Source organism: Actinomycetospora soli (assembly GCF_021026295.1).
In the GTDB taxonomy this organism is placed as follows: Bacteria; Actinomycetota; Actinomycetes; order Mycobacteriales; family Pseudonocardiaceae; genus Actinomycetospora; species Actinomycetospora soli.
Genome location: NZ_JAJNDA010000019.1, coordinates 56,024 through 82,277, shown reverse-complemented (window position 1 = coordinate 82,277; position 26,254 = coordinate 56,024). Strand labels below are relative to the sequence as shown.

The window sequence follows — 26,254 nt, the reverse complement described above, 5'->3', positions numbered from 1 at the left end:
GCCGTCCGGCGTTCGTTACGTAACCTATCGATCATGCGGCGGTTCCTCACGGCCAACGCGTTCGTGCTCTGTCTCCTGGCCACGGTGGGACTCGCGACCCTCCTGCCGGCGCGGGGCGGGTTCGCCGTCGGGGTGGACCACGCCACGACGGTCGCGATCGCCCTGCTCTTCCTCCTCTACGGCACCCGGCTCTCGCCGCGGGAGGCCTGGGAGGGGCTGCGGCACTGGCGGCTGCACGTCACCGTGGTCGGGGCGACGTTCGTGGTGTTCCCGCTGCTCGGCCTGCTCGTCGGGCTGACCGACCTCCCGACCCCCGAGCTCGCCGCGGGCGTGGCGTTCCTGTGCTGCCTGCCCTCGACGGTGCAGAGCTCGATCGCGTTCACCTCGGTGGCGCGCGGGAACGTCGCCGCGGCGATCTGCGCCGCGTCGTTCTCCAACCTGCTCGGCATCGTGGCCTCGCCCCTGCTGGTCGCGCTGGTGCTCGGCGGTCAGGGCGGCATCTCCGGGCAGGCGGTGCTCGACGTGGCGCTCCAGCTGCTCGCGCCGTTCCTGCTCGGCCAGCTGCTGCGCCCGTGGATCGGGCGGTTCCTGGCGCGCCACCGGACGGTCCTCGGCCTCGTCGACCGCGGGTCGATCCTGCTCGTCGTCTACTCGGCCTTCGGCGAGGGTGTGGTCGAGGGGGTCTGGCAGCGGACGTCGGTGGGGTCGCTGCTCGCGCTGGTCGGTCTCGAGGTGGTGCTGCTCGCGGTCGTCCTGCTCGCGACCTGGCACGTCGGCCGGCTGTTCGCCCTCCCGCGCGCGGACCGCGTGACCATCATGTTCTGCGGCTCGAAGAAGTCCCTGGCCTCCGGACTGCCGATGGCGGGCGTGCTGTTCGCCGGCCCCGTCGTCGGGTTGATCGTCCTGCCGCTGATGCTCTACCACCAGCTGCAGCTCATGGTCTGTGCGGCGCTCGCCCAGCGGCTGGGCCGCACGAGCGACGATGCTGCTCCCGTGACGACCCGCGAGGAGGTCCGCCGATGACGTCGTTCGTCCCCGAGATCCGGCTGCCCGAGGGTGCGGAGAAGCTCCGCGCCGAGGTCCGCGCCTTCCTCGACGCCGAGCGGGCGCGCGGCACCCTCCTCGACCGGCCCGACTCCTGGTTCGCCGGGTGGGACCGTGACTTCAGCCGCCGACTCGCCGAGCAGGGGTGGGTCGGGATGACGCTGCCGAGCGCCTACGGCGGGGGCGGGCGGTCGCCGCTGGAGCGCTACGTCGTCATCGAGGAGCTCCTCGCCGCGGGCGCCCCGGTCGGTGCGCACTGGGTCTCCGACCGCCAGGCCGGGCCGTCGATCCTCGCCAACGGGACCGAGGAGCAGCGCGAGCGCTACCTGCCCGCCATCACCCGTGGCGAGTGCTTCTTCTCGATCGGCATGAGCGAGGAGGGCGCCGGTTCCGACCTCGCGGCGGTCGCGACCCGGGCCGAGCGGGACGGTGCGGGCTGGCGGCTGACCGGGACCAAGATGTGGACCGGCGGCTCGCACGTCAACGACGCGGCCATCGTGCTCGCGCGGTCCGACCCCGAGGGCTCCCGGCACGCCGGGCTCTCGCAGTTCGTGATCGACCTGCACGCCCCCGAGGTCCGCGCCGAGCCGATCCACCTGCTCACCGGCGAGCACCGCTTCAACGCGACGCACCTCGACGGCGTCCCCGGCGAGCTGCTCGGGGCCGAGGGCTCCGGCTGGGCGCAGGTCACCGGCGAGCTCGCCCAGGAGCGCAGCGGCCCCGAGCGGTTCCTCTCGACCTTCCCGCTCCTCACGTCGCTGCTGCGGGAGCCCCTTCCCGACGGCGGGTCGGTGCGGGTCGGGCTGCTCGTGGCGCGGCTCGCGGCGTTGCGCCGGCTGTCGCTGGGCGTCGCCGGGGCCCTGGAGCGCGGGGAGTCCCCGGACGTGGCGGCCGCCCTGGTGAAGGACCTGGGGACGCGCTACGAGGGGACGGTCGTCGAGGAGGTCCGGGCGCTCTCGCCGGTGGTCGCGGACCCGTCCGCCCCGGTCGGGTCGCACGCCGAGGTGCTGGCGCTCGGCATCGGGCACCTGCCCGCGTACACGCTGCGCGGCGGAACGAACGAGATCCTGCGCGGGATCATCACGAAAGGCCTCGGCGCCCCGCCCGAGGAGGAGGCGCCGACGCTCACGGTGGACCCCGCCGCGTCGGTGGCCGAGCAGGTGACCGCGGCCCGCGCGATCGGGGCGGCGGCCGTGGCGGGGCCGTCGGTCGAGGACGTCGTCGCGCGGCACGTGCTCGCCGCGGCCGGGCGCCCGGCCCCGGACGGCCCGCTGACGGTGGTGTTCGACGACCACGTGACGGTGCGCGACGACGAGGGCGGCCGGGTGGTGCTCGACGGGCGGCCGACCCGGGTGCCGTGGGGTGGCACGACCCCGACCGTGTTGGTCACCCGGGGGGCCCACGGACCGCTCGTGGCGGTGCTCGAGCCGGGACGACCCGTCGTCGGGCCGGGCGCGAACCTCGCCGGGGAGCCGCGGGACACGCTGACGCTGCACGAGTTGCCGGTGGTCGCCACCGCGATCGACCCGGATGTGGCGCGGGAGGCGCACGACCGGCTCGTGCTCCTGCGGGCCGCGCAGATCGCGGGTGCGGGCCGCCGGGCGAGCGAGCTGGCGATCGCGCACGTCGGCGCACGCGAGCAGTTCGGGCGCCCGCTCTCGTCGTTCCAGGCGGTGAAGCAGTCGGTGGCCGAGCTCGTCGAGGAGGTCGCGCTGGTGGAGGCCGCGGTCGCCGTCGGGACGGAGCGGGGCGGCGGGTACGGGGTGGCCGTGGCGAAGGCGCAGGCGTCGGCGTCGGTCGCGACGGTCGCGCGGATCGCCCACCTGCTGCACGGGGCGATCGGGTTCACCGAGCGCAGCCCGCTGCGCCACGCGACGACCCGGCTGTGGTCGTGGCGGGACGAGGACGGCGACGAGCGCGCGTGGGCCGGGCGGCTGGGCGCGCTCGCCGTCGGGACGGACGACCTCTGGGCCCTGGTGACCGGCTGAGGGCCGGTGACCGATCAGGGCTAGCGGCCGGTGTGGGCGAAGGAGCTGTCCTCCTCGGCGGTGCGGATGGACTCCTTCTGCCGGTCGAGGCGGCGGACGACCGTGCCCAGGTCGGCGAGCAGCGCCTCGGCGAGGGAGTGGGTGAAGCCGTTGCGGACGACGACGCGCAGCACGGCGAGGTCGGTCCGGTCGGCGGGGAACGTGTAGGCCGGGACCTGCCAGCCGTGCTCCCGCAGGCCCGCGGAGACGTCGAAGACGGAGTAGTGGGTGATCCCCGGCCGCAGCCGGACCGCGAGGACCGGCAGCTCGTCGCCGCGGGTGAGCAGCTCGAACGGGCCGAGGTCGGCGATCCGGTCGGCGAGGCGGGTCGCGACCTCGCGGCAGTGCCGCTGCACCCGGGTGTACCCGTCCCGCCCGAGGCGCAGGAACTGGTAGTACTGCGCGGCGACCGGCGCGCCCGGGCGGGAGAAGTTGAGCGTGAACGTCGCCAGCTCGCTGCCGAGGTAGTTCACGCGGTAGACGAGCTCCTCCGGCAGCGCATCGGGGTCGCGGAAGACGACCCAGCCGAGGCCCGGGTACACGAGGCCGTACTTGTGGCCGGAGGTGTTGATCGAGGCGACGCGCGGCAGGCGGAAGTCCCAGCCGAGCTCGGGGTCGAGGAACGGCGCGACCATGGCCCCGGAGGCACCGTCGACGTGCACCGGGACGTCCGGCCCGGCGTCGGCGGCGAGGCGGTCCAGCGCGGCGCAGATCTCCGCGACCGGCTCGTAGCTGCCGTCGAAGGTCGAGCCCAGGATCGCGACCACGCCGATCGTGTTCTCGTCGACGTGCTCCAGGGCGGACGCCGCGTCGAGGTGGAAGCGGTCGCCGGACATGGGGACGAGGCGCGGCTCGACCTCGAAGTAGTTGGCGAACTTGTCCCAGCAGACCTGGACGTTGCCGCCCATGACGATGTTCGGCCGGCCGGTGCCGCCCCGGGCGACCCAGCGGCGCTTGAGGGCCAGCCCGGCGAGCATGCAGGCCTCGCTGGACCCCGCGGTCGACGCGCCCGGCGCGGTCGTCGGGTCGGGGGCGTGCCAGAGGTCCGCGAGCATCCGCACGCAGCGCTGCTCGAGCTCCGCGGTCCGCGGGTACTCGTCCTTGTCGATCATGTTCTTGTCCGCGCAGGACGCCATGAGCGCCGCGGCGTGCGGCTCCATCCACGTCGTCACGAACGTCGCGAGGTTGAGCCGCGAGTTGCCGTCGAGCATCAGCTCGTCGTGCACCAGCTGGTGGGCGACCTCGGGGTCGAGCTCGTGCTCGGGGAGCCGGGCCGACGGCATCGCGCCGGGCTCGGCGGTGAAGGTGGGCACGAGGGCGGCGTCGAGGCCGCTGCCCGCGCGCGGGGTTCCGGACTGGGTCACCCGGTGATCGTGGCCCGCGCGGCGCAGCGCTGCGGTGAACAGTCCGCGACGTTGCCGGATCGTCGCCGCCACCCCTGTGCCGGTACCCGGTCGACCGGGTAAGACGTCCCCCGTGGCCAAGACCAAGTCCAAGAGCAAGTCGAAGTCCGCGGCGAAGACGTCGGCCGCCTCGGTGACCGCGTCCACCCTCGTCCTCGCGGCACTACGCGAGCGCGTCGCCGCCCTGCACGCGGCGGTGGAGTTCGAGACCGAGGCGCCGGTGCCGTCGGTCTCCGACGAGTCGGCGGGCGGGTCGGACGGCTCGGACGTGCCTGAGGAGGCCGGAGAGTCCGGGGAGTCCGGAGAGTCCGGGGAGCCCGACTCCGGCACGTCGGTGACGGTGCCGGCCGCACCGGACGAGGTGCCCGACACGGACGACACGGACGATGACGACGAGGACGACGACGAGGACGACGACGAGGACGACTCCGTCGTGGCCGCGGGGGTCGACGTCGAGGGGCTCGCCGAGGTGCTGGCCGACCTGGACGCGGTGGTGGCCGGGTTCGCCCCGCTGATCGAGGGTCCGGACGTCACGGCGCTGCGCGCCGAGCTGGCCTGGGCGCGGGCGATCGTGGACGAGGCGCACGGGCTGGAGGACACGGTGGACGTCCTCGAGGACCTGCTGGGCGGGCTGGACCCGTCGTTGCGGCTGGGGCCGGTGGAGCAGCGGCTGCGGCTCGTGGTGTCGGCGCGGACCAGCGAACGCCGGGACGCGGTCGCGACGATGCTGACCCGGCCGGAGTGGACGAGTCTCGTCGAGCACGCCGACCGACTCGTGCTCACCGCGCCGATCGCCGGCACGAAGCCGAAGCAGGCGGCGAAGGTCCTCGCCCGCGCCCTGACCACGGCGGACGAGGCCGCCCGGCAGGCCGCGGACGCGGCGGTGACCGAGGCCCGCGGCTCGGACCGCGCGGGCGACCCGCAGCTCAGCCCGGTGATCTCGGCGGCGCGGACGGTCGCGACGACCGCGCGGGTGACGCAGCCGGTGCTCGGCAAGGACGCGCGGAAGCTGGCGCGTGCCGCGGAGGCGTTGGCGGGCGCCCTGGTCGAGCGCCGCCGCAGCGAGTCGGCGGCGCACTGGCTGGTCGACCTCGCCGACCTGGCGCACCGGGCCGGCGAGCCGAGCTTCACCTACGGCGTGCTGCACGTCGGGGCCCGCACCCGCCGGGCCCGGGCCGACGAGGCGCTGGCGGAGGCGGTCACCGCCTACACCAAGCCGAAGCTGCACAAGCTGTAAACCGGCCCCGGCTCGGGCGCCGTCGCTCAGCGCAGCGGCGGCGCCTGCCGGGCCGCGGCCTCCTCGCCGTGCTCGAAGAGCTCCGAGGCCGGCCCGACGACGGCGGGGTCGGCCGGATGGGCGACCTCCGGGTCCTTCTCCGGGTAGTCGAAGCGGTGCAGGACGTGCCGGATCGCCTCGAGGCGGGCCCGCTTCTTGTCGTTCGACTTCACCACCGTCCACGGCGCGTCGGCGGTGTCGGTGTAGAAGAACATCGCCTCCTTGGCCGCCGTGTAGTCGTCCCAGCGGTGGATCGAGGCGAGGTCGTTGGGGGAGAGCTTCCAGCGGCGCACCGGGTCGACCTGGCGGATGAGGAACCGGGTGCGCTGCTCGGACCGCGACACCGAGAACCAGAACTTCACCAGGTGGATGCCGCTGCGCACGAGCATCCGCTCGAGGTCGGGGGTCTCGCGCATGAACTCCATGTACTGGCGCGGCTCCGCGTAGCCCATCACCCGCTCGACGCCGGCGCGGTTGTACCAGGACCGGTCGAACAGCACGATCTCGCCGGCCGAGGGCAGGTGCACCACGTAGCGCTGGAAGTACCACTGCGTGCGCTCGCGGTCGGTCGGCTTCTCCAGCGCCACGACGCGGGTGCCGCGCGGGTTGAGGTGCTCGGTGAACCGCTTGATGGTGCCGCCCTTGCCGGCGGCGTCGCGGCCCTCGAAGAGCACGACGATCTTCTGCCCGGTGTCCTTGACCCACGCCTGCAGCTTCAGCAGCTCGATCTGCAGGAGGCGCTTCTGCTCCTCGTACTCCTTGCGGTCGAGGCGCTGGTCGTACGGATAGCCCTCGCGCCACGTGTCGACGACCCGTCCGTCGGGTCCGAGCAGGGCCGGATCGTCGTCCTCGGCCCCGTCGGTGTCGACGGAGAGCTGCTCGATCGGCACGCCGGCGAGGTCGGCGAGGTCGTCCCGGTCCGCTGTCACGGTGGCGATCATGACCGGACGAGGTGGCCGACAGGTGAACGTCGTCCGGGGGTCGTCCCGCGGTCACGTTCCCGACGACGGGTCGGGCGAGGCTGGCGGGCATGCCCCAGCTGCTCGACGGTGACGCCCTGCTCGCCCGCGCCGAGGCCGCCCTGGCGGTCGCCCTGCCCGACGCGCTCGGCCTGGAGTTCGTGGACCCCTCCGAGCCGCTGCGCGGAGTGGAGTTCGAGGTGGCCGGGATCGCGGTGACACCGGCCGCGACGCTGCACGCCTCGGCCCTGGCCGCGGCGCTCGAGCTCGCCGGCTATCTCGCGGTGCTGCCCACGCTGACCACCGCCGAGCACGCCGTGACCCACCAGATCTCGACGCAGTACCTGCGGCCCGCGACCGTCGGTCAGCGGGTGCGCGTCCGGGCCGAGCTCGCCCGGCGCACGCGGTCCCTGGCGTTCGTCGGGGTGACCGCGGAGCGCGGGACCGACGGCGTCGTCGTCGCGCAGGGCCAGATCACGAAGTCGGTCGTGGAGTTCTGAGCAGGGTCGCGGCGAGGACGAAGCCGATCGCGGCGGCGATGAGGTGCCCGACGGTGGTGAAGTCGGGCAGCGCGCCGAACCACTCCGCGTCGACGACCGGCCAGCCGAGGACGAAGAGCACCCACGGCGCCCACGCCCACCGCGGCAGGGCGACCACGACGGCCGCGAGTGCGGCCTGGGCGCCGTAGGAGATGCCGACGTCGACCGCGGAGCGCGTGTCCTCGGGGTACCGGCCGACACCGAGGGCGAGGAGCAGGACGGCCGCCGTCAGCAGGGTCGCGCCCACGTGACCGGCGAGGAACACGGTCGCGGCCCGCCGCGCCCCCCGGTGCGCCTCGACCCACCACAGCGCCACGCCGATCCCGAGCCACAGCGTGAGGACCGTCCCCGGGTCGACGAGCGATCCGGTGGTGACGAACGCGCTGCCCAGCAGGGAGCCCACCGGGTGCCGCGCGAGGTTGTCGAGGTTCGTCGAGAGCCACCCGATCACCGCGTCGGCGGACGGCGAGAGCGCGAACCAGCCGTGGGCCGCGAGCAGCACCACGAGGAACCCGCAGGTCCACGGGCCGCGCCGGACGTAGCTCACGACGGGAGCTTCCCGCGCCCGCCGTCAGGCCGACGCGAGGACCCGGGCCGCGGCCCGGCGGCGCCACGGGGTGCGGCCCCACGGCTTGGCGACCGAGGCCCACGTCATGAGCAGGAAGGCCGCGAGACTGACGAGCGGACCGACGACCAGCGGGTCGGCCACGGGGCTCGGGGCGGTGCCGAGCGCGATGCTCTCCTCGACCCAGACCCCGATGAGGAGCGTGCTGTAGACGATCACCGCCACCGTGAGCACCAGCTTGACCAGGACCCACCAGTAGGTCACCAGGCCCCACGGCGTCACGAGCGACAGCACGACGCCGGTCGCCAGGGCGAGGAAGGCGCCGGGGATGACGAGCCAGAGGTCGATCGTCGAGACGAGCAGGTAGCAGGCCCGGCGGAGTTCGACGTCGTCGGTCACCGCCGCCGTCGAGGTCAGGACGACGTTCGCCGCCCCCGCACCCATCCAACCGAGCGAGACGATCACGTGCAGGAAGACCAGGACCTGTCGGGTGCGCTTGCCGACGCGGGACGCCACGCCGGGGGAGTGCCCCGAGTTTCAGGAACCTGAAACCTGATCTGCCACCCGGTTCAGGAGCGTCGTGAGCGTGGCCAGCTCGTCGGCGTCGAGCCCGAGCGCCTCGGGCCGGTCCGCGTCCTCGACGAGCGGGGTCGCGCGGGCGAGGGCGTCGTGCCCCCCTGCCGTGAGGTGCACGGGTGCGGGACGGCCGCGTCCCGCCGGGGTGCGCTCGACGTAGCCGGCCGCTTCGAGCCCCGGGAGCAGCTCGCTCATGCTCTGCGGGGTCATGAGGCACGCGCGGGCCAGGTCGGACGAGGTGGCGCCCGGGGTGTTGTCGAGCTGCACGAGGACGCCGAACTGGGTCGGACTGAGACCGACGGCCGCGAGTGTCCGGGCGAGCCGGGGCGCGAGCAGGAGGTGGGTCCGGATCACCGACCAGCTCGGCAGTGCGGCGACCCGCTCGTCGCTCCAGAGCTCGGGCACGTCCGGACCCTAGCCTCGCCCTTCGCGGGTGGACGAAGTTGCTCCGAACGGTCTCTGGATCGTCTCGAACTGGTGTTCGATGATGGTGGTATGGCGATCGAGGCAGGGTGGGACCCCGACACGGGGCTGCCGCTGCCTGACGACCCGCCGTTCGTGCCGCTCTCGGAGGAGGAGCTCGCGGCGTGGGCGGTCGAGGACGCCCTCGCGCCGATCTCGGCGTACTCCTTCCACGACGAGGAGGAGCCGCCACTCGCGGCGGAGCCGGTCGAGTCGGTGGAGTCGGGGTGGGCGGTGCCGGGAGTCTCGGACGCCGAGGCGTCCTCCGAGGAGGGTGTGTCGGCGGAGTCGCTGACACTGCTGGCTGAGGGCGCGGCCGCGGTCCGGGCCCGACGGTTGGCGGGGGCCCGGTTGTACCGGGCGATCAACGCCATCCGTGACAGCGATGTCCTCGACGAGACCGGCTACCGGCGGATGTCGCGGCTGCTCGAGGACCACCTGCGCCTCGACCCCACCACGGTCCGCCTGCTCGAGCGGCAAGCCGATGCACTGCGCGAGACCGTCACCCCCACCGGGGCGAGGACACCGGCGGATCTGCCGGCGACGGCGGCGGTGGTCGAGGACGGGCTGGTCGACGAGCACCACGTCGAGATCATCCGCAAGACCATGCAGCGCCTCGGCACGGTCCCCGGCTTGGAGCCGGCGGTGCTGGCGACAGCGGAGGAGCAGCTCGCCGCGTTGGCGACGACGCATTCGCCGAAGGCGTTGTTCTCGGCAGCCAGAGTGATCGCGGACCGGCTCGACCCCGACGGGGCGGCCCCGAAGGACGACGACGCGTCGGGCAACGAGTTGCGCTACACCAAGCGCCGCGACGGGGACCTGCACGCCAAACTCGTACTCCGCGAACGGACCGCGGCAGCGTTGTTCGACGACGCGATCCGCGCCGCCACGCCTGCTCCGGCGTCCTCGGTGGTCGCTGATCCCGACACCGGGGAAGCCCCGACCTCGCAGGACGGGAACCGCGGACACGACCCCCGCGACGAGGCCGACCGCTCCCTACCGGCCCGGCAGGCCTCGGGGTTGTTGGACCTGATCTCGGCCAGCCACCACGCCGGCCTCAACGAACCCGACCCCCACCCCGGCCCCGGCACCGGTACCGGCACCGGCACCGGCACCGGCACCGAGGAGGCTGCACCCGGGAACGACGCGGGAACCGATGCCACCGGCAGCGGTTCCGACGCGAACCGCGCACCGGAGCCCGCCACCGACGAGCCCTCGATGTCCGGTCCCGGCGCGCCCAGTCAGGACCACGGACCCGATGCGGCCGGCACCGGTTCTGACGCGGCACCCGAGCCCGAGCCCGCCAACGACGAGCCCGCGCCCGAGGAGAACACCGAAACTGGTGCCACCGGCAGCGGTTCCGACGCCACCCCCGAACCCGAGTCCGACTCCCGGTCCGAGGCTGAGGCCGATCCGGGCGAGCCGCCACCACAGCGGCCGTGGACCCCACTGGACGTCGACACCATGGCGCTACCCGGCCGGGAACGCGTCACCCTGACCGTGACGCTGGACTACGAGACGCTGCGCCAACAACTCGCCGACACCAGCACCGCACTCGCGCTGCTCGGTGACTCCACCAAGATCCGGCCCGACACCGCCCGGCGGTTGGCCTGCGACGCCGACATCATCCCCATGCTGCTCGGCTCCCAAGGCGAAGTCCTCGACGTCGGCCGCAAGACCCGCTCGATCCCCACCGCCACCGCCCGCGCCATCACCCGCCGCGACCGACACTGCGCCTTCCCCGGCTGCCGCCGACGCGCCCGCCACTCCGAAATCCACCACATCATCCACTGGGCCCACGGCGGACACACCGAACCCGACAACCTCGTCTGCCTCTGCCGGTATCACCACGACCTCGTCCACCACAGCGGCTGGGACGTCCACATGGTCGACCACATGCCCTGGTTCCGACCCCCCACATGGCTCGACCCCACCCGACAACCCCGACACAACCGGCCCTGGCAGACCATGGACACGGCCGCGTGAGCCCGGGACGAGGATCAGCGGGAGGTCACCCGTCCCGCCCGGCGGGTGCCCTGGACCGGGATCGCGCCCGACCAGCCGAACTGCTCGGTGTGCACGCGCTCCGTCGGCACCCCGAGCTGTTCGATCGCCGCCAGCGATCCCGCGAGCAGCGACGGCGAACCGCAGACGAACCAGTCCAGGTGGCGACGGCCGCGGCCGGGGACCACCTCGTCGAGCATGGCCGCGTCGACCCGTCGGCCGGAGGTCCGCGTGACGCGCAGGTCCAGCCGGCGGGCGAGGGAGGCGAGCTCGGGTTCGAAGAGCGGCTCGTCGGGACGCTGCGCGACGACCAGGTGCAGCGGACGCGGGTCGTCCGAGTCGGCGAGCGTGCGCAGCATCGACATCATCGGCGTGATCCCGACACCGCCCGCGATCAGCACCAGCCCCGGCGCCTCGGGGGCGGCGGAGAACGAGCCGTGCGGGCCGTCCAGCCAGACGCGCGAGCCGGGCGGGAGGGAGGCCAGCGTCGTCGAGAAGTCCCCGCTGCCGCGGACCGTCAGCTCGAGACGGCCGGTGACCTGCGCGGACGAGGCGATCGTGAACGGGTGCTCCTCGCTGCCGAGCACCGAGCGGCGCAGCCGCAGCCACACGAACTGGCCGGCGTGGAAGCGCATGCCGCGCTGCAGGTGCACCGGGGCGAGTACCAGCGTCGCGGTCGACGGCCCCTCCGGGCGCACGCCGTACACGACGTAGGCACCGTGGCGGGAGAACAGCGGCCGCCACACCCAGCGCAGGAACAGCACGGCGAGAAAAGCCAACGTCAGCGCGGAGAGGACGACGCGCAGCACCGGGTCGGAGAGCAGGTCGCCGAGCCACACGACATGCAGCCCCGCCAGCACGATCGCAGCGCCGGCGAGCAGCACGTGCACCCGCGCCCACACCTCGTAGCGTCGCCCCGACCGCCGACCCCACGCCGCGACCAGGCCGACCGTCAGCATCGCGGCCGTCCCCAGCCACCCCCACTGGATCGACAACGACGCGTCGAAGGGGTTGAGCAGGTGCGGCGAGCGCACCACCGCGACCGTCAGGTGCACCAGCACCGCGCCGATCGCGACGATCCCGAGCCACCGGTGCGCGCCGATGATGCGGTCGATGCCGAAGGTCCGGGTCAGGGTCCGGAGCCGGGCGGGAGCGACCATCGTCAGCGCCATCGCCAGCAGCGCCACCACGCCGACCGTGGTCAGCAGCACCGACAGCGGTCGGCCCGAGCCGGTCCGCCAGACGGTCAGCGCCACCGGCCCCAGGAGCAGGAGGGCCGCCACCGCCGTCCAGATCGTCCGTCGCGTCGCGAGATGCACGGGGCGCGACGGTAGGGAGGCGCGCTGTGACGACTCCCGAACCTGAGAGCGCCGACGATCAGCGGCGCGGTGTGCGCGACGAGAGGCGAGCGCGGCTCAGAGAGTCGTCCGCAGGCGGTAGGTGCGGGTCACCTGCTCCGGGTTGTCGTTGTCGTCGCTGACGAGGAGCAGTTCGAGGGCCCCGTCGGGGTCGCGGCCGGTGATCGTCATGCCCTCGATGTTGTCGAGCAACGGGTTGCGCTGCGGCTGCTTCGCGGTGGCGCCGAGCGACGGGCAGGCACCGAGGTCGGCGAGCACCGTGACCGAGGCCGGGCTCGTCCGCGGATCGACCAGGACCAGCCGGACGGTGTTGCCGGTCGTCCTCTCGAAGCCGCGTTCCAGGGCGAGCAGTCGGCCGTCGCCCACCGCGACGAGCTCGGACACCCCGAGGCCTGCCGGCAGCGGCATCGGGATCTCCGGCCCCGGCACGCTGCCGCGCCAGGTGAGCAGGCGGGTGTCGGTCTCGCCGGTCAGCGGCTTCTCGAGCGACGCGACGAGCGTGCCGTCGGGTTGCCGGGCGAGCCCCTCGAACGTCGCGTTGTCCTGCGTGCGTCCGACGATGTCGGCGGGGATCGGCAGCGACCCGAGCGGACGCCCGTCGGGGGAGTACCGCAGCACCTGCGGGCCGGTCTCTTCCCCGATCAGCAGGGACCCGTCGCGGTCGACGACCAGGGACTCGGAGTCGAGGGGCTTCCGGGCCGGGTCGGCGAGCGGGACCGACGCGAGCGGGCGGGTGGCGGACGCGTCGAGGGTGTACAGCACCGAGCGGTCCGAGAGCGCGTAGACCGTGCCGTCCGGACGGGCCGCCAGCGCGGACAGGTTGGCGACCTGTCCTTCGAGCGCATCGGAGAACGACTCGATGCTCGTGCTCGGCGAGCAGGGCCCGGGCCCGTTCCCGACGGCGGGTGGAGTCGGCTGCGGCGCGCCGCACCCCGCGAGGAGGAGGGCGGCGGCGAGCAGGAGGAGGCGCACGCCGGGAGCGTGCCCGACGCGGGTGGCGCGTCGGTGAACACGGCGGACGTCACCAACGTCCGGGGGCCGCCCCACGTCACGTCACGTGTGACGCCCGCGCGCACCGGCGACCCGACCGCCATGAGCATGACGGTGGCGGTACTCGGCACGGGCCTGATGGGCTCCGGCATGGCGCGCAGCCTGCTCCGGGAGGGACACACCGTGCGGGCGTGGAACCGGACCCGGGAGAAGGCGGACCCGCTCGCCGACGACGGCGCCACCGTGGTCGACACGGCGGCCGAGGCCGTCGACGGCGCCGACGCGGTGCTCACGATGCTCTTCGACGCGGACGCGGTGGCCGCGACGATGGCGGACGCCCTGCCGCGCTTCGGCGAGCAGACGGTCTGGGTCCAGACGTCGACGGTCGGCGTCGACGGCATCGACAGGCTGGCGGAGCAGGCCTCCGACGCGGGCGTCGCCTTCCTCGACGCACCCGTCGTCGGGACCAGGGATCCCGCCGAGCAGGGCAACCTCGTGGTCCTCGCGTCCGGCGGGAAGGACCTCGTCGAGCGGGTGCAGCCGGCGCTGGACGCGATCGGGCAGCGGACCCTTCACGCGGGTGACGTGGGCACCGGGAGCCGGCTCAAGCTCGTCGTGAACGCCTGGCTCTCGACCGTGGTCGGTGGGGTCGCGCAGTCGATCGCGCTGGCCGGGGACCTCGGCCTCGACCCGCAGCTCTTCCTCGACACCATCGACGGGCAGGCGCTCGACAGCCCGTACGCCCAGCTCAAGGGCACGGGCATGATCGACGGGGACTTCACGCCGTCGTTCGCGGTCGACGGGGTCCTCAAGGACACCCACCTCATCCTCGACGCGGCGCACTCGGCCGGGACCTTCACCGGCCTGCTCGCGATGCTGGCCGACCGCCTCTCCACGGCCGACCGCGCGGGCCACGGCGACGAGGACGCCGCCGCCGTGGTGCACGCCTACCGCGCCCACCGGGACTAGTCCAGGCGTTCCCGGAGGTCCCTGACCTCGCCCGCCAGCGCCACCAGCACCCCGTCGTCGGGACCCGCCTCGGCGCACCCGCCGAGCACCGCGAGCGCCCGGTCGACGGCGGGGTGCGCGGTGTCGGGGTGCGCGGTGTCGGGGTGCGCGGTGTCGGGGTGCTCGCCGTCCGGGTGCTCGGCCGCAGCGCCGAGCACGGTCGCCGTCGCGAGGACCCGGAGGTCGACCAGGCCCTCGCGGAAGCGGTCGAGGTCGGCGCGGCGGTCGTCGGTGAGGCGGTCGTGGTCGGGGGTGAGGTCGGCGGTGGCGCGGACCGCGGCCCGCTGGGCGGCGACGACCTCGCCCCGCGGGCGGCCGAGCGCCCGGACGGCCGCCGTCGTGGTGGCCACGGCGTCGTCCACCCGGGCGCGCAGCGCGGGCGGGCGCACCCCGGGCACCGCCGCGAATCCGACCACGACGGCGATGAGCAGCGCCCCGGCCGTCAGCAGCGCGTACTCGACGAGCGTGCCGACCGGGTCGAGGTGGCGCAGCGACGAGTTCATCGCGACGCTCGTGCACACCATGGCCGCGCTGCCCAGCGCCGGCCGGGTCGTGATCGTCGACAGGCCCACGACCAGCGCGACGCCCGCGATCGGCGCGTAGGCGGCGGTCGGGACGACGAGGATCACGACCAGGACGACCGCCGACCCCGCCGCGAGCCCGACCACCCGCGGCCACGCCTTCGCGAGCGTGTCGCGCCAGCTCGCCTGCAGGACGCCGAAGGTCGTCATGAGCAGCGTCGGCAGCAGCGGGTCGCCGGGTAGGAGCTGCATCGACAGCAGCAGTGCCGCGAGCACGCCGAGGCCGGTGCGCAGGGCGTGCCGCACCTGCGCGGTGCGCAGCCAGCCGGTCAGCGGGACCGAGCGCAGGTCGCGGCGCGCCTCGGCGGCGATCGGCACCGCCCGACCGTCCCGCTCGCCGGCGGCACGGTCGATCGCGTCGAGCGCCGCGTGGGCGGCGTCGAGGGCGGCGTCGAGGGCGGCGTCGAGGGCGGCCTCTCCCGACGTCCGGTCGAGCACGCCGACCGGGGACGGGGTCGTCGCGGGCGGCGCGGCCCGCTTCGCGCGGACCCGGTCGGCCACCGCGTGGGCACGGTCCCGGAGTTCGTCGAGGGCCGGACCGTCGTCGTCGGCGCGACGGGCCAGGGCCTCCGCGGACCGGCGGGCGAGCCGGAGACGACCGGCCTCCTGCAGCACCGTCCCGAGCCAGCGGCGTCGCCCGTCGGCGTACCAGAGGCCGACCGCGCCGGGGAGATCGCCGTCACCGTCGAGCAGGTCCGCGACGGCGGCCCGGGTCGGCTTCGAGGGGTCGGCGATCCCGAACGCGAGCCGCAGGACGAGGGCCACGACGATCCCGGCGGCGGCCGCGAGGACGAACTGCCACGAGCTCGCGGGGGAGAGCAGCGGGATGCCGTAGGCGAACAGCGTGACCATGCCCAGCCCGAGCGCCGTCGTCGTGTACCGGGCACCGCGCAGCGGCAGCAGCGCACCCGCCGTCACGATGACGACGATCAGCGCGAAGGCGGCCGGGCGCGACACGTCGGCGAGGAGGCGGGGCCCGACGGCCGCGCCGAACAGGACGGGTGCGAGGACCGCGAGCCGGCGCAGGTCCGGCCACAGTGGGCCGCCCAGGGACGTGATCAGGCCGAACAGGGCGACGAAGGCGCCGACCACCGCCGCGGGCCCGGCGCCGAGCAGGGTCCCGACCGCGAACGCCGGCACGGCGACGACCACGAGCAGGGGGAGCAGCCCGCCCTTCACCGGCCCGGCCCGATCGCGGCGTCCGTGCCGGTGCGGTGCCCGCCGGACCGGCGGGCCGTCTCCGCGCTCGAGATCATCCCGTCATGCTGCCTGCGCGGCGGCCAGCTTGCCCGGGTTGAGCTGCGCGGCGAGCTGCACGAGCTCCCCGGTGTCGGCGTCGAAGGCCGCCTGCATCACCACCGTCAGCACACCGTCGACCCGCACCAGCACCGCAGGCGCGCCGTTGACCGGGCCGACCTCGATCGTCGCCGCCGCGGCCTGCCGGGCCAGCCCCGCCACGAAGCGCGCGACGCGCTCGCGGCCCTCGACCGGCCGGCGGGCCGCGCTCACCACCCCGCCGCCGTCGGACACCGCGACCGCGTCGGCGGCCAGCAGCTGCTCGAGGGCACCGAGGTCCTGCCCGGCCGCGGCGGCGAGGAAGCGGGCGAGGAGGTCGGCCGCCCGGTCGGGGTCGGCCTCGAACCGCCGCCGGCCGCGGACCCGCTCCCGGGCCCGGTGCAGGTGCTGGCGGACCGTGGCCTCGGGGAGGTCGAGCAGGGTCGCGACCTCGGCGTGCGGGTGCCCGAACGCCTCGTGCAGCACGAACACCGCCCGCTCGGCCGGCGAGAGGGCCTCCATCAGCTGCAGCACCCCGAGCGAGAGCGTCTCCCGCTGCTCGGCGGTGTCGAGCGGACCGAGGTCGGTGTCCGCCGCGACCGGCTCGGGCAGCCACGGCCCGACGTAGTCGGTGCGGCGCGCCCGCACCGAGGTCAGGCGGTTCCGGCACAGGTTGACGACGACGCGGGTGAGCCAGGCGGGTGGGTCGCGCACCTCGTCGGCGGCGCCGGACCAGCGCAGCCAGGCGTCCTGCACGACGTCCTGTGCCTCGTGCAGCTCTCCGAGCATCCGGTAGGCGAGGCCCGTCAGACGGCCGCGCTCGGCCTCGAAGACGTCGGCGACCGCAGATCCGACGCTCATGCGCTCGTCGGGATCCACGGGTGCCGCTGGACGCGCAGCGCGTTCACCACGATCGCCTCCTTGACCGCCGCCGCGAGCCGGCCGGTGAGCACGGCCTCGCGCGGCGAGTCGTCCGCGTGCACGAACTGCACCAGCCCGTCCCGACGGCCCAGGCTGACGCACCGCAGCGCGTACCGGAAGCGCAGCGGCTCCGGCGTCGTGCCGGCGAGCAGGGCGGCGACGGTGCGGGCGGCCTGCTGGGCCTGGGGGAGGCCGGTCGCGCACGCCATCCGCAGGAGCTGCCCGTCGGCGCGGGTGGCCGCCGCCGCGTCACCGACCGCGAGGACGTCCGGGTGCGAGGTCGACCGGAGATCCGGGCCGACGAGGACCCGGCCGTCCCCGTCGACCGCGAGCCCTGCGCGCCGGGCGAGGTCCCCGACGGCGAACCCGACGGTGCCGACCACGACGTCGGCCGCGACCCGCGTGCCGTCGGTGAGCGTCAGACCGCCGTCGTCGGCGGCGACGGCGCGGGCGTGTTCGCGCACGACGACGCCGAGCCGCGCGCAGACCCGCCGCACGTGCCGCGCGCCGCGGGCGGACAGGTCGGCCCCGAGCGTGCCGGCGTCGACGAGCGTGACGTGGTGCCCGTGCTCGCCCAGCTCGGTGGCGAGTTCGAGGCCGGTGAGCCCGCCGCCCACCACCGCGACCCGTGCCGGACCGAGGGCCAGGCGCTCGCGCAGCCGGGTCGCGCCGGCGGCCGTCGAGACGTCCGCGACCGGCCCGGGGAGCACCGTCGGGTCGGCGTGGCTGCCGAGGGCGTACACGAGCAGGTCGTACCCGAGGGCCCCGCCGTCCCGCAGGTGCACCCGCCGGGCGCCGGGGTCGAGCGCCTCGGCCCGGTCGTCGACGAAGGAGACGCCGGTGCCCGCCAGCAGGTCGGTGAACCGCGGTGCCGCGGGCGCGCCGCCCGCCGCGGTCTCGTGCAGCCGGACCCGCTGCACGAACCGGTCGCCGTCGTTGACCAGCGTGACCGCGGCGTCGGTGCGTGCCGCGAGCGCCTGGGCGGCGAGCTGCCCGGCGTAGCCGCCGCCCAGCACCACCACCCGCGCCCGGGTCTCCCCACCGCCGGCACCCGTCGTCGGGAACAGCTCCTGGACCGTCATGGCGACCTCCTCGTCGTGGATGTGCCGGAGAGACCGAGGGCGGCGCGCGGCCGTGACAGGTCGCGAGGTGACCTGGCGCACACGACGCCCGGACCCGTCCGTTCGACCGGGTGTCGTACGCGTCCTGTTTTCCGATCGACGAGCGCAGGGAATCTGAGCCGCGTGTGAGGTCCGTGCGACGACGCGCGGACCCGGGACGGAGGGCCGACATGGACCACGTGCGCTGGTTGGAGACGCTGTCGTCGGGCGACGTCGACGCCGTCGGGGGGAAGAACTCCTCGCTCGGCGAGATGATCCAGAACCTGGAGTCGGCCGGGGTCCGCGTCCCGGGGGGCTTCGCGACGACCGCGGACGCCTACCGCGCGTTCCTGTCGGCCAACGGGCTCGACGACCGGGTCCGGGAGCTGCTCGACGGCCTCGACCCGGACGGCGACAGGCTCGCCGAGGTCGGCGCCGCGATCCGCGAGGAGTTCACGAAGGCGGAGTTCCCGGAGGACACCGCCGAGGCGATCCGCGAGGCCTACGCCGAGCTGTCGCGGCGGTACGACACCGAGAACGTCGACGTCGCGGTGCGCTCGAGCGCCACCGCGGAGGACCTGCCGGACGCGAGCTTCGCCGGCCAGCAGGACACCTACCTCAACATCACCGGCGCCGACGACCTCATGCGCGCCTGCAAGGACTGCTTCGCCTCGGTGTTCACCGACCGCGCGATCGCCTACCGCACCGAGCAGGGCTACGACCACCTGGACCTGGCGCTCTCGGTCGGCGTGCAGAAGATGGTGCGCTCGGACCAGGGCAGCGCCGGCGTCATGTTCACCATCGACTCCGACACGGGCTTCCCCGACACGATCGTCATCAACGCCGCGTGGGGTCTGGGCGAGAACGTCGTCGGCGGCGAGGTCACGCCCGACCAGTACACGGTCTACAAGCCGTTCCTGGGGAACGAGAAGCTGGTCCCGATCGTCGAGAAGTCGGTCGGGGCGAAGGAGAAGACGCTGCAGTACGCGTCGGATCCGGAGCAGGCGGGCGACACCACCGAGAACGTCGACACCCCCGCCGAGCAGCGCAGCCGGTTCGTGCTCTCCGACGACGAGATCCTCGAGCTCGCCCGGTGGGGCACGACGATCGAGCAGCACTACGACCGCCCGATGGACATCGAGTGGGCCCGCGACGGGCGCACCGGCGAGCTGTTCATCGTCCAGGCCCGCCCCGAGACGGTGCAGTCCAACGCCGGCGCCGGGACGCTGCAGACCTACCGGCTCGACGAGACCGGCACCGTGCTCGTCAGCGGTCTCGCGATCGGGCAGGCGGTGGCGTCCGGCGCGGTCCAGCGCATCGCCTCGGCCGACGACATCGACACCTTCGAGGAGGGCCGCGTCCTCGTCACCGAGATGACCGACCCGGACTGGGTGCCGATCATGCGCAAGGCCGCGGCCATCGTCACCGACCGCGGCGGGCGCACCTCCCACGCGGCGATCGTGTCCCGCGAGCTCGGCGTGCCCGCGATCGTCGGGACCCAGGACGCGACGGCGACGCTGTCCGACGAGCAGGAGGTCACGATCTCCTGCGTCGAGGGCGACCAGGGGCAGGTCTACGAGGGGCTGCTCTCCTACACCGTCGAGGACCTCTCGCTCGACGACGTCCCCGAGACGTCGACCCGCGTCATGATGAACATCGGCAACCCCGCCGCCGCGATGCAGTGGTGGCGGCTGCCGGCGAAGGGCATCGGGCTCGCGCGCGTGGAGTACCTGGTCAACAACGTCATCCAGGCGCACCCGCTCGCGTTGCTGCACCCCGACCGGATCGACGACGAGGCCCGCGCCCGCATCGAGGAGCTGACCACCGGCTACGACTCGAACGAGGAGTACTTCGTCGAGCAGATGGCCCGCGGTATCGGCGTCATCGCCGCGTCGCAGTACCCGGAGCCCGTCGTCGTGCGGCTCTCGGACTTCAAGACCAACGAGTACGCGGGCCTCATCGGCGGGACGACGTTCGAGCCCGACGAGGAGAACCCGATGCTCGGGTGGCGCGGCGCCTCGCGCTACTACAGCGACGACTACAAGGAGGCCTTCGCGCTCGAGTGCCGCGCGCTGCACCGCGTGCGCGTCGAGATGGGCTTCACCAACGTCATCGTCATGGTGCCGTTCTGCCGCACCCCGGAGGAGGCGGACCGCGTCCTGGAGACGATGGCCGAGTTCGGGCTGGAGCGTGGCAAGGACGAGCTGATGGTCTACGTCATGGCGGAGATCCCGTCGAACGTGCTGCAGGCCGACGAGTTCTCCGAGCGCTTCGACGGGTTCTCGATCGGCTCCAACGACCTCACCCAGCTCACGCTGGGGATCGGGCGCGACGACGACCGCCTGACCCACCTGTTCGACGAGCGCAGCCCCGCCGTCAAGAAGATGATCACGATGCTCATCGAGACGGCGCACGCGCAGGGGAAGTACGTCGGCATCTGCGGCCAGGGCCCGTCGGACCACCCGGAGCTGGCGGAGTTCCTCGTGGAGCAGGGCATCGACTCGATGTCGCTCAACCCGGACAGCGTGCTCACGGTGATCGAGAAGGTCGCCGAGGCGGAGGCCGGGAAGTAGCTCGACAGCGCGGCCAGGATGGTCGGTGATGCTCACCGACGCCGAGATCCGGGCCTTCCACGACGACGGGTTCGTCACGGTCCGCGGGGCGTTCCCGCGGACCGTGGCGGACGCCTGCGCGGCGGAGATCTGGGCCGCGCTGCCCGAGTCCCCGCACGACCCGTCGACGTGGACCGTCCCGGTGCGCCGCCTCGACGGCTTCGGGACGCCGCCGTTCGCCGCCGCCGCGCGGGCGCCCGTGCTGCACGAGGCGTTCGATGCGCTCGTCGGGCCGGGCCGCTGGACCCCGCGCACCGGGCTCGGCACGATCCCGGTGCGGTTCCCGTCGCCGGACGAGCCGGGGGACGACGGCTGGCACGTCGAGGGCGGCTTCGCCGGCCCGGACGGCGGGCCGCGGGTGAACCTGCGCAGCGACGGCCGGGCGCTGCTGATGCTGTTCCTGTTCGCCGACGTCGGGCCGGACGACGCCCCGACCCGCATCCGGGTCGGGTCGCACCTCGACGTGCCGCCGTTCCTCGCGGACGCCGGGGACGCGGGCCGCGAGTGGATGGCGGTGTGTCGGGACGTGGTGCCGGCGTCCGCGCACCGGCCCGTGGTCACGGCGCACGGCGCGGCCGGGGACGTGTTCCTCTGCCACCCGTTCCTCGTGCACGCCGCGCAGCCGCACCGCGGGACCCGGCCCCGGCTGATGGCGCAGCCGCCGCTCGAGCCGGCCGGTCGGCCGGACCTCGACGCGGCGTTCCCGGTCGCGGCGGCGATCCGCGCCGGGCTGCGGTCCTGACGGCGGGTCAGGCCCTCGTCAGGCCATCGTCGGTGCTGCGGCGCGGGCGGCCCGCAGCTCGCGCTTGAGGATCTTTCCGGCGCCGGAGATCGGGAGTGCCTCCAGGTACTCGACCGAGCGTGGTGCCTTGTAGCGGGCGATCCGCTCCGCGACGTGCTCGCGCAGCTCGTCGGCCGGAGGAGCGGCCACCCCGTCGCGCAGGACGACGACGGCGTGCACCCGCTCGCCCCAGCGGTCGTCGGGCACCCCGATGACGGCGCACGAGGCGACCGCCGGGTGCGCGGCCAACGCGTTCTCCACCTCGGCGGAGTACACGTTCTCCCCGCCGGTGATGATCATGTCCTTGATGCGGTCGACGACGAAGACGTAGCCGGCGTCGTCCATCCACCCGGCGTCCCCGGTGTGCATCCAGCCGCCGCGCAGGGCGGCCGCGGTCTCCTCCGGGCGGTTCCAGTAGCCCTGCATGACGTGCCCGCCGCGGACGACGATCTCGCCGACCGTCCCGCGGGGGACCTCCCGGTCGTCCGCGTCGACGATCCGGACCTCCGCGTGCGGGGCCGCCCGTCCGGCCGACCGACGCAGCTGCTCCACGCCGTGGTCCGCCGGGCGCAGCAGGGTGGCGACCGGCGCGAGCTCGGTCATGCCGTAGGCCTGGACGAAGCCGCAGTCGGGCAGGCGCGAGGTCGCCCGGTCGAGCACGGCGGCCGAGATCGGGGAGGCCCCGTAGACCAGGTGGCGCAGGCTCGTCAGGTCGGCCCCGCGGGCCTCCGGGGCGTCCACGAGCATCTGGATCATCGTCGGGACGAGCAGGGCGTCGGTGATGCGGTACCGCTCGATCGCGTCGGCGACCCCGCCGGGGGTGAACGACGGCAGGATCACGTGCGTCCCGCCGAGGACGGTGCGGGCGAGCCAGGTCGCGCCGTCGGCCAGGTGGAACATCGGGGCGGCGTGGAGCAGCGTCCCGCCGGGGCGCATGACGTCGCCGGTGGCGAGCATGCCCAGCGCCGAGACGAGCAGGTTCGCGTGGCTGAGGACGACGCCCTTGGACGCGCCCGTGGTGCCGCCGGTGTAGTAGACGCCGAAGGGGTCGTCGCCCCGGCGGTGGGCGTCGGGCACCGGGTCGTGGCCCTCCACCAACCCCTCGGAGGGCAGGGCGCCCTCCGGGGTCGGCCCGTCGCCGACGTGCACGACGTGACGCAGCGTGGGTGCCTCGGCGCGCACGCGGGGGACCAGCGGCAGGAGGGCGTCGTCGACGAGGAGCACCCGCGCGTCGGCGTCGGTCAGGGCGTAGGCGACCTCGGCCGCGCTCCACCGCACGTTGAGCGGCACGACGATCCCGCCCGCCCAGGGCACCGCGAGCAGGGCCTCGTGGTAGCGGTCCGAGTTGAGGGAGAGGATCGCGACGCGGTCGCCGGACGCCACGCCCAGGCCCTGCAGGGCGGCCGCGAGCCGCGCGACGCGGTCGAGGCTCTGCGCCCAGGTGCGGGTCCGGTCGCCGAACACGGTCGCGGGGAGGTCCGGGGTCTCGTGGGCGGCCCGGTGCAGGCCCTGGGTCACGTACATCGGTTCGCTCCTCGCCGCTGTGGTCCGGGCCACATGGTGACGCACGGTAGGTGGAGCGTGGAAGCGGGTCGCACGAACGGCCCAGTGCAGCATGCGCACGCGTCCGCGGATCTTGGACGGGAGCGCCGGGCGCGGTGGGATCCGGCCATGAACGAGTGGATCGCCGTGGTGGGCGCGGACAACGCGGCCTATCTCGCGACGTCGACACGGACGTCGGTGCTGGCCCGGGAGTACCGCCCGGAGGACCTCGGGGACGGCCGGATCCGCTACTCGAAGCGGGCCCTGGGCGCGTCGCGGGAGCTCTCCGAGGAGGAGGACGGTGCCATCAGCGACGACGCCGAGGGCCTGCGGGTGTGGATCGGCGACGACGCCTACGAGCTCGAGGAGATCTGACTCCACGCCTGGACCTCGGCGTAGGGCACCGCGTCGCCCGGCCGGCGGCCGTCGCGGACGGCCGTCGCCGCGTCGATCGTGCGGTGCACGGCCGCGCGGTAGAGCAGGGAGCCGGTGCTGATCCGGGCCACCCCGAGCTCGGCGAGCCGGGTGCGGTCGAGTGTGGGGGACGCGAGGACGTTGACCGGCCGGTCGACCCCGGCGGTGAGACGCCCGATCGTCGCGGCGTCGAGCGCGCCGGGGACGAAGACCCCGTCCGCCCCGGCGTCGGCGTAGCGCCGCACCCGGGCGAGCGCGTCCTCGGGCGTGCCGGCCCGCAGCCACAGCACGTCGGTCCGGGCGTTGACGAAGACGCCCGGCGCCCGCTCCCGCACCGCGCGGATCCGCGCCTCGTGGCGGGCCGGATCGACGAGGACGCCGTCCGTGGCGTCCTCCAGGTTGACGCCGTGCACGTCGAGGGACGCGACGAGGTCGCCGACGGCGGCCGGGTCGTCCTCGAACCCGTCCTCGAGATCGACGGTGACGAGGAGCGCGGGCAGGGCCCGGCGGAGTTCGGCGACCAGGGCGACGGTCGCGGCGCCGGCCGCGCGGGTGGCGTCCACGAGCCCGTGCGAGGCGGCGACCCCGAGGCTGGTGGTGCCCACCGCGGGGAAGCCGGCCGCGGCCAGCGCCTGCGCGGACCCGACGTCCCACGCGTTCGGCAGGACGAACGGGTCCCCGGGGCGGTGCAGGGCGGCGAACGCGGTCACGGGCGCCAGTGTGGCCCGACCACGGTTCGATGCGGGGCGAAGCGTCTCAGCCCGCGCGCCGGACCCGCGCGAGCACCGCCGGGAGGTCGACGAGCTCGCCCACCCGCGCTCCCGTGCCCGCCTCCTGGTCGGGGTGCGTCACCCGCCCGCGGTAGGTGCTCGGGCGGAGGTCCTCGACCTGCCAGTCCGGCGCCCGGAAGGCCGCGGCGACGGCGTCGTCGTCGATCTGCGGCCCGAAGCCCGGTCCGCGCGTCGAGAGCGCGAGGACGATCACCCGGCCGCCCGGCTCGACCACCCCGGTCAGGGCGCGTGCGTAGCGGGCCTGGTCGGCGGGGTCGAAGACGTGGAACAGGGCGCTGTCGAGCACGGTGGCGAAGCGCCCCAGCCCGGCCGGGTCGAAGGCGTCGGCGACGACGAACGACACGTCCACCCCCGCCGCCCGCGCCCGGTCCCGGGCCTGCTCGACCGCGGTGGGGGAGGCGTCGGCGGCGAGGACGTCGTAGCCCTGCCGGGCGAGCAGCAGGGCGTGCTCGCCGGCCCCGCAGCCGAGGTCGAGGACCGGCCCGACGATGCCGCCGGCCCGCTCGAGCTCGACCACCGCGGGCTGCGGCCCGCCGATCACCCACGGCGGTTCCCCGGTGCGGTACGCCTCGTCGAACGTGCTCGGTGGTGTGGTCATCGCGGCCTCCCGGCGTCGTACGGACGGCGCGCACGCTCCACCCTGAACCGCGGTCGAGGTCAAGCCCTCACGCCTGCGCGCGCACCGCCTCGTCGTCGGAGGTGCCGTCGACGAACGCCTCCCGCTCGGCGGCGGGCCGCTCGCGCAACGCGAGCACCGCGGCGAGGGTGATCAGCGACAGCACCGCGATGTACCCCGACACCGACAGCGAGGTGCCGGTGACCTCGACCAGGTACGCCGAGAGCAGTGGCGCGAAGGCCCCGCCGAGCACCGCGCCCAGGGCGTAGGCCAGGGACGCGCCGCTGTAGCGGACGGCGGCGGGGAACATCTCCGCGTAGGTCGCGGACTGCTGGCCGTAGGTCAGGCCCAGCGGGATCCCGAAGACGACGACGGCGAGCACCATCAGGCCGACGTTCGCGGTGTCCAGCAGCAGGAACAGCGGGAACGCCCAGACCAGCAGCGCGAGCGTGCCCACGAGGTAGACCCGCTTGCGGCCGACCCGGTCGGACCAGCGGGCGGCGTACAGCGTCGCGAACCCCCACGAGACCGCCCCGGCGATCCCGATCAGCAGCATCGTCGCCGTCGAGAGCCCGAGCGTGCGGGTGCCGTAGGCGGTGATGAAGGCGATCAGCAGGTAGCCCGCCATGTTGTTCGCCATGAAGAGACCGATCCCGACGAGCAGCTCGCGGGGGTGGCGGCGCAGCACCACACCCAGCGGGGCCGAGCGCCGGGCCCGCCGGCGGCGCAGCTCGTCGAAGACGGGGCTCTCGTCGACCCGGTACCGGATCACGAAGCCGACGGCGATCAGCACGATCGAGAGCAGGAACGGCAGGCGCCAGCCCCAGGAGAGGAACTGCTCGCGGGTGGTGAGCCCGGAGACCGTGAAGAACACGCCGTTCGCGATCAGCAGCCCGATCGGCACCCCGAGCTGCGGGAACGACCCGTAGTAGCCGCGCTTGCCGTGCGGCGCGTGCTCCACCGACATCAGCGCGGCCCCGCCCCACTCGCCGCCGGCCGACACACCCTGGAGCAGGCGCAGGACGACGAGCAGGACCGGCGCGGCCGCGCCGATCGAGGCGTAGGTGGGCAGCAGGCCGACGCCGACGGTCGAGACGCCCATCAGCAGCAGCGTCGCCACGAGCACCCCGCGGCGCCCGAAGCGGTCGCCGAGGTGCCCGGCCAGGATCCCGCCGAAGGGACGGACGACGAAGCTCACGCCGATCGTCGCGAACGAGGCGAACAGCCCCGCCGTCGGCCCGAGCGGGGAGAAGAACAGCTGCCCGAACACCAGGCCGGAGGCCGAGGCGTAGATGAAGAAGTCGTACCACTCGATGGTGGTGCCGACGAGGCTCGCGCCGAGCACGCGGCGCACCTGGCGCTGATCGGACATCGGTGACCTTCCCGACGGGGTGCCCTGGGCGCGGTCAC

The 26,254-nt window shown here is 74.4% G+C and carries 23 protein-coding genes; 9 read left to right on the top strand and 14 right to left on the bottom strand.

Features of this window, described 5'->3' with window-relative positions:
- The first annotated feature begins 33 nt into the window (after positions 1-33).
- Both LN037_RS25220 and LN037_RS25215 read left to right on the top strand, forming a co-directional pair.
- Complete coding sequence (locus LN037_RS25220) at positions 34-1,023, top strand: bile acid:sodium symporter family protein (protein ID WP_230758636.1); 990 nt, start codon at positions 34-36, stop codon at positions 1,021-1,023.
- On the top strand, positions 1,020-3,032 hold the full coding sequence (locus LN037_RS25215; protein WP_230758635.1) for an acyl-CoA dehydrogenase family protein: 2,013 nt from the start codon (positions 1,020-1,022) through the stop codon (positions 3,030-3,032). The genes LN037_RS25220 and LN037_RS25215 overlap by 4 nt, the downstream gene beginning before the upstream one ends.
- Positions 3,033-3,052: 20 nt before the next feature.
- Here LN037_RS25215 and gad read toward each other — a convergent pair whose 3' ends face one another.
- Positions 3,053-4,435 (bottom strand): glutamate decarboxylase, encoded by a 1,383-nt coding sequence (gene gad / locus LN037_RS25210; protein ID WP_372460527.1) that lies wholly within the window; start codon positions 4,433-4,435, stop codon positions 3,053-3,055.
- A gap of 112 nt (positions 4,436-4,547) precedes the next feature.
- Here gad and LN037_RS25205 point away from each other — a divergent pair, with 112 nt between their 5' ends.
- Positions 4,548-5,711, top strand: a complete 1,164-nt coding sequence (locus LN037_RS25205; protein ID WP_230758634.1) for a CHAD domain-containing protein — start codon at positions 4,548-4,550, stop codon at positions 5,709-5,711.
- 26 nt (positions 5,712-5,737) lie between these two features.
- On the opposite strand, the gene ppk2 is transcribed toward LN037_RS25205, so the two are convergent.
- The gene (ppk2, locus tag LN037_RS25200) at positions 5,738-6,691 is read right to left on the bottom strand and encodes a polyphosphate kinase 2 (RefSeq protein WP_230758633.1); all 954 of its coding nucleotides are present in this window, start codon (positions 6,689-6,691) and stop codon (positions 5,738-5,740) included.
- Between the two features lie 89 nt (positions 6,692-6,780).
- Between ppk2 and LN037_RS25195 the strand changes: the two genes are divergently transcribed.
- Positions 6,781-7,209, top strand: coding sequence for a PaaI family thioesterase (locus LN037_RS25195; protein WP_230758631.1), 429 nt, complete (start codon positions 6,781-6,783; stop codon positions 7,207-7,209).
- Here the strand turns inward: LN037_RS25195 and LN037_RS25190 are convergent.
- From LN037_RS25190 to LN037_RS25180, 3 genes are read right to left on the bottom strand one after another with little or no spacing between them, the layout of a single operon-like run.
- Entirely contained in the window at positions 7,184-7,795 is a 612-nt protein-coding gene (locus LN037_RS25190) for a rhomboid-like protein (protein ID WP_230758629.1), read from the bottom strand. The two genes, LN037_RS25195 and LN037_RS25190, sit on opposite strands and share 26 nt — an antisense overlap.
- 24 nt (positions 7,796-7,819) lie before the next feature.
- Positions 7,820-8,329, bottom strand: a complete 510-nt coding sequence (locus LN037_RS25185; RefSeq protein WP_230758626.1) for a hypothetical protein — start codon at positions 8,327-8,329, stop codon at positions 7,820-7,822.
- Positions 8,330-8,350: 21 nt separating this feature from the next.
- The gene (locus LN037_RS25180) at positions 8,351-8,794 is read right to left on the bottom strand and encodes a MarR family winged helix-turn-helix transcriptional regulator (RefSeq protein WP_230758625.1); all 444 of its coding nucleotides are present in this window, start codon (positions 8,792-8,794) and stop codon (positions 8,351-8,353) included.
- A 90-nt stretch (positions 8,795-8,884) separates the two neighbouring features.
- Here LN037_RS25180 and LN037_RS25175 point away from each other — a divergent pair, with 90 nt between their 5' ends.
- On the top strand, positions 8,885-10,837 hold the full coding sequence (locus tag LN037_RS25175; RefSeq protein ID WP_230758624.1) for a DUF222 domain-containing protein: 1,953 nt from the start codon (positions 8,885-8,887) through the stop codon (positions 10,835-10,837).
- A gap of 14 nt (positions 10,838-10,851) precedes the next feature.
- Here LN037_RS25175 and LN037_RS25170 read toward each other — a convergent pair whose 3' ends face one another.
- Positions 10,852-12,174, bottom strand: coding sequence for a ferredoxin reductase family protein (locus LN037_RS25170; RefSeq protein ID WP_230758623.1), 1,323 nt, complete (start codon positions 12,172-12,174; stop codon positions 10,852-10,854).
- A 96-nt stretch (positions 12,175-12,270) separates the two neighbouring features.
- The gene (locus LN037_RS25165; protein ID WP_230758622.1) at positions 12,271-13,185 is read right to left on the bottom strand and encodes an esterase-like activity of phytase family protein; all 915 of its coding nucleotides are present in this window, start codon (positions 13,183-13,185) and stop codon (positions 12,271-12,273) included.
- 9 nt (positions 13,186-13,194) lie between these two features.
- On the opposite strand from LN037_RS25165, the gene LN037_RS25160 reads away from it, so the two are divergent.
- Positions 13,195-14,172 (top strand): NAD(P)-dependent oxidoreductase, encoded by a 978-nt coding sequence (locus LN037_RS25160; protein WP_230758621.1) that lies wholly within the window; start codon positions 13,195-13,197, stop codon positions 14,170-14,172.
- Here the strand turns inward: LN037_RS25160 and LN037_RS25155 are convergent.
- The 3 genes from LN037_RS25155 to LN037_RS25145 all read right to left on the bottom strand — a co-directional run bounded on the left by LN037_RS25155 (position 14,169) and on the right by LN037_RS25145 (position 18,070).
- On the bottom strand, positions 14,169-15,971 hold the full coding sequence (locus LN037_RS25155; RefSeq protein WP_230758620.1) for an amino acid adenylation domain-containing protein: 1,803 nt from the start codon (positions 15,969-15,971) through the stop codon (positions 14,169-14,171). The genes LN037_RS25160 and LN037_RS25155 overlap by 4 nt on opposite strands.
- An 81-nt stretch (positions 15,972-16,052) precedes the next feature.
- Positions 16,053-16,928: a sigma-70 family RNA polymerase sigma factor gene (locus tag LN037_RS25150; RefSeq protein ID WP_230758618.1), complete on the bottom strand. Its 876-nt coding sequence runs from the start codon at positions 16,926-16,928 to the stop codon at positions 16,053-16,055.
- Entirely contained in the window at positions 16,925-18,070 is a 1,146-nt protein-coding gene (locus tag LN037_RS25145) for an NAD(P)/FAD-dependent oxidoreductase (RefSeq protein WP_230758616.1), read from the bottom strand. Before LN037_RS25145 ends, LN037_RS25150 begins: the two co-directional genes overlap by 4 nt.
- Positions 18,071-18,279: 209 nt before the next feature.
- Here LN037_RS25145 and ppsA point away from each other — a divergent pair, with 209 nt between their 5' ends.
- Both ppsA and LN037_RS25135 read left to right on the top strand, forming a co-directional pair.
- Positions 18,280-20,661 (top strand): phosphoenolpyruvate synthase, encoded by a 2,382-nt coding sequence (gene ppsA, locus LN037_RS25140; protein ID WP_230758614.1) that lies wholly within the window; start codon positions 18,280-18,282, stop codon positions 20,659-20,661.
- A gap of 28 nt (positions 20,662-20,689) precedes the next feature.
- Positions 20,690-21,442: a phytanoyl-CoA dioxygenase family protein gene (locus LN037_RS25135; protein WP_230758612.1), complete on the top strand. Its 753-nt coding sequence runs from the start codon at positions 20,690-20,692 to the stop codon at positions 21,440-21,442.
- An 18-nt stretch (positions 21,443-21,460) separates the two neighbouring features.
- Here LN037_RS25135 and LN037_RS25130 read toward each other — a convergent pair whose 3' ends face one another.
- Positions 21,461-23,005, bottom strand: a complete 1,545-nt coding sequence (locus tag LN037_RS25130; RefSeq protein WP_230758610.1) for a long-chain-fatty-acid--CoA ligase — start codon at positions 23,003-23,005, stop codon at positions 21,461-21,463.
- A 147-nt stretch (positions 23,006-23,152) separates the two neighbouring features.
- On the opposite strand from LN037_RS25130, the gene LN037_RS25125 reads away from it, so the two are divergent.
- The gene (locus tag LN037_RS25125; RefSeq protein WP_230758608.1) at positions 23,153-23,398 is read left to right on the top strand and encodes a hypothetical protein; all 246 of its coding nucleotides are present in this window, start codon (positions 23,153-23,155) and stop codon (positions 23,396-23,398) included.
- Here LN037_RS25125 and LN037_RS25120 read toward each other — a convergent pair.
- The 3 genes from LN037_RS25120 to LN037_RS25110 all read right to left on the bottom strand — a co-directional run bounded on the left by LN037_RS25120 (position 23,377) and on the right by LN037_RS25110 (position 26,216).
- Complete coding sequence (locus LN037_RS25120; RefSeq protein WP_230758607.1) at positions 23,377-24,147, bottom strand: isocitrate lyase/PEP mutase family protein; 771 nt, start codon at positions 24,145-24,147, stop codon at positions 23,377-23,379. The two genes, LN037_RS25125 and LN037_RS25120, sit on opposite strands and share 22 nt — an antisense overlap.
- Before the next feature lie 46 nt (positions 24,148-24,193).
- Positions 24,194-24,826, bottom strand: coding sequence for a class I SAM-dependent methyltransferase (locus tag LN037_RS25115; protein ID WP_230758604.1), 633 nt, complete (start codon positions 24,824-24,826; stop codon positions 24,194-24,196).
- Positions 24,827-24,893: 67 nt separating this feature from the next.
- Entirely contained in the window at positions 24,894-26,216 is a 1,323-nt protein-coding gene (locus tag LN037_RS25110) for an MFS transporter (RefSeq protein ID WP_230758601.1), read from the bottom strand.
- Between the last annotated feature and the right edge of the window lie 38 nt (positions 26,217-26,254).

Bases quoted from the DNA above. Each gene is read 5' to 3' on its own strand.
- LN037_RS25115 (WP_230758604.1), bottom strand. From the start codon at position 24,826: ATGACCACACCACCGAGCACGTTCGACGAGGCGTACCGCACCGGGGAA.
- ppk2 (WP_230758633.1), bottom strand. From the start codon at position 6,691: ATGATCGCCACCGTGACAGCGGACCGGGACGACCTCGCCGACCTCGCC.
- LN037_RS25145 (WP_230758616.1), bottom strand. From the start codon at position 18,070: ATGACGGTCCAGGAGCTGTTCCCGACGACGGGTGCCGGCGGTGGGGAG.
- LN037_RS25195 (WP_230758631.1), top strand. From the start codon at position 6,781: ATGCCCCAGCTGCTCGACGGTGACGCCCTGCTCGCCCGCGCCGAGGCC.
- LN037_RS25135 (WP_230758612.1), top strand. From the start codon at position 20,690: ATGCTCACCGACGCCGAGATCCGGGCCTTCCACGACGACGGGTTCGTC.
- LN037_RS25110 (WP_230758601.1), bottom strand. From the start codon at position 26,216: ATGTCCGATCAGCGCCAGGTGCGCCGCGTGCTCGGCGCGAGCCTCGTC.
- LN037_RS25220 (WP_230758636.1), top strand. From the start codon at position 34: ATGCGGCGGTTCCTCACGGCCAACGCGTTCGTGCTCTGTCTCCTGGCC.
- LN037_RS25125 (WP_230758608.1), top strand. From the start codon at position 23,153: ATGAACGAGTGGATCGCCGTGGTGGGCGCGGACAACGCGGCCTATCTC.
- LN037_RS25215 (WP_230758635.1), top strand. From the start codon at position 1,020: ATGACGTCGTTCGTCCCCGAGATCCGGCTGCCCGAGGGTGCGGAGAAG.
- LN037_RS25130 (WP_230758610.1), bottom strand. From the start codon at position 23,005: ATGTACGTGACCCAGGGCCTGCACCGGGCCGCCCACGAGACCCCGGAC.
- LN037_RS25175 (WP_230758624.1), top strand. From the start codon at position 8,885: ATGGCGATCGAGGCAGGGTGGGACCCCGACACGGGGCTGCCGCTGCCT.
- ppsA (WP_230758614.1), top strand. From the start codon at position 18,280: ATGGACCACGTGCGCTGGTTGGAGACGCTGTCGTCGGGCGACGTCGAC.
- LN037_RS25150 (WP_230758618.1), bottom strand. From the start codon at position 16,928: ATGAGCGTCGGATCTGCGGTCGCCGACGTCTTCGAGGCCGAGCGCGGC.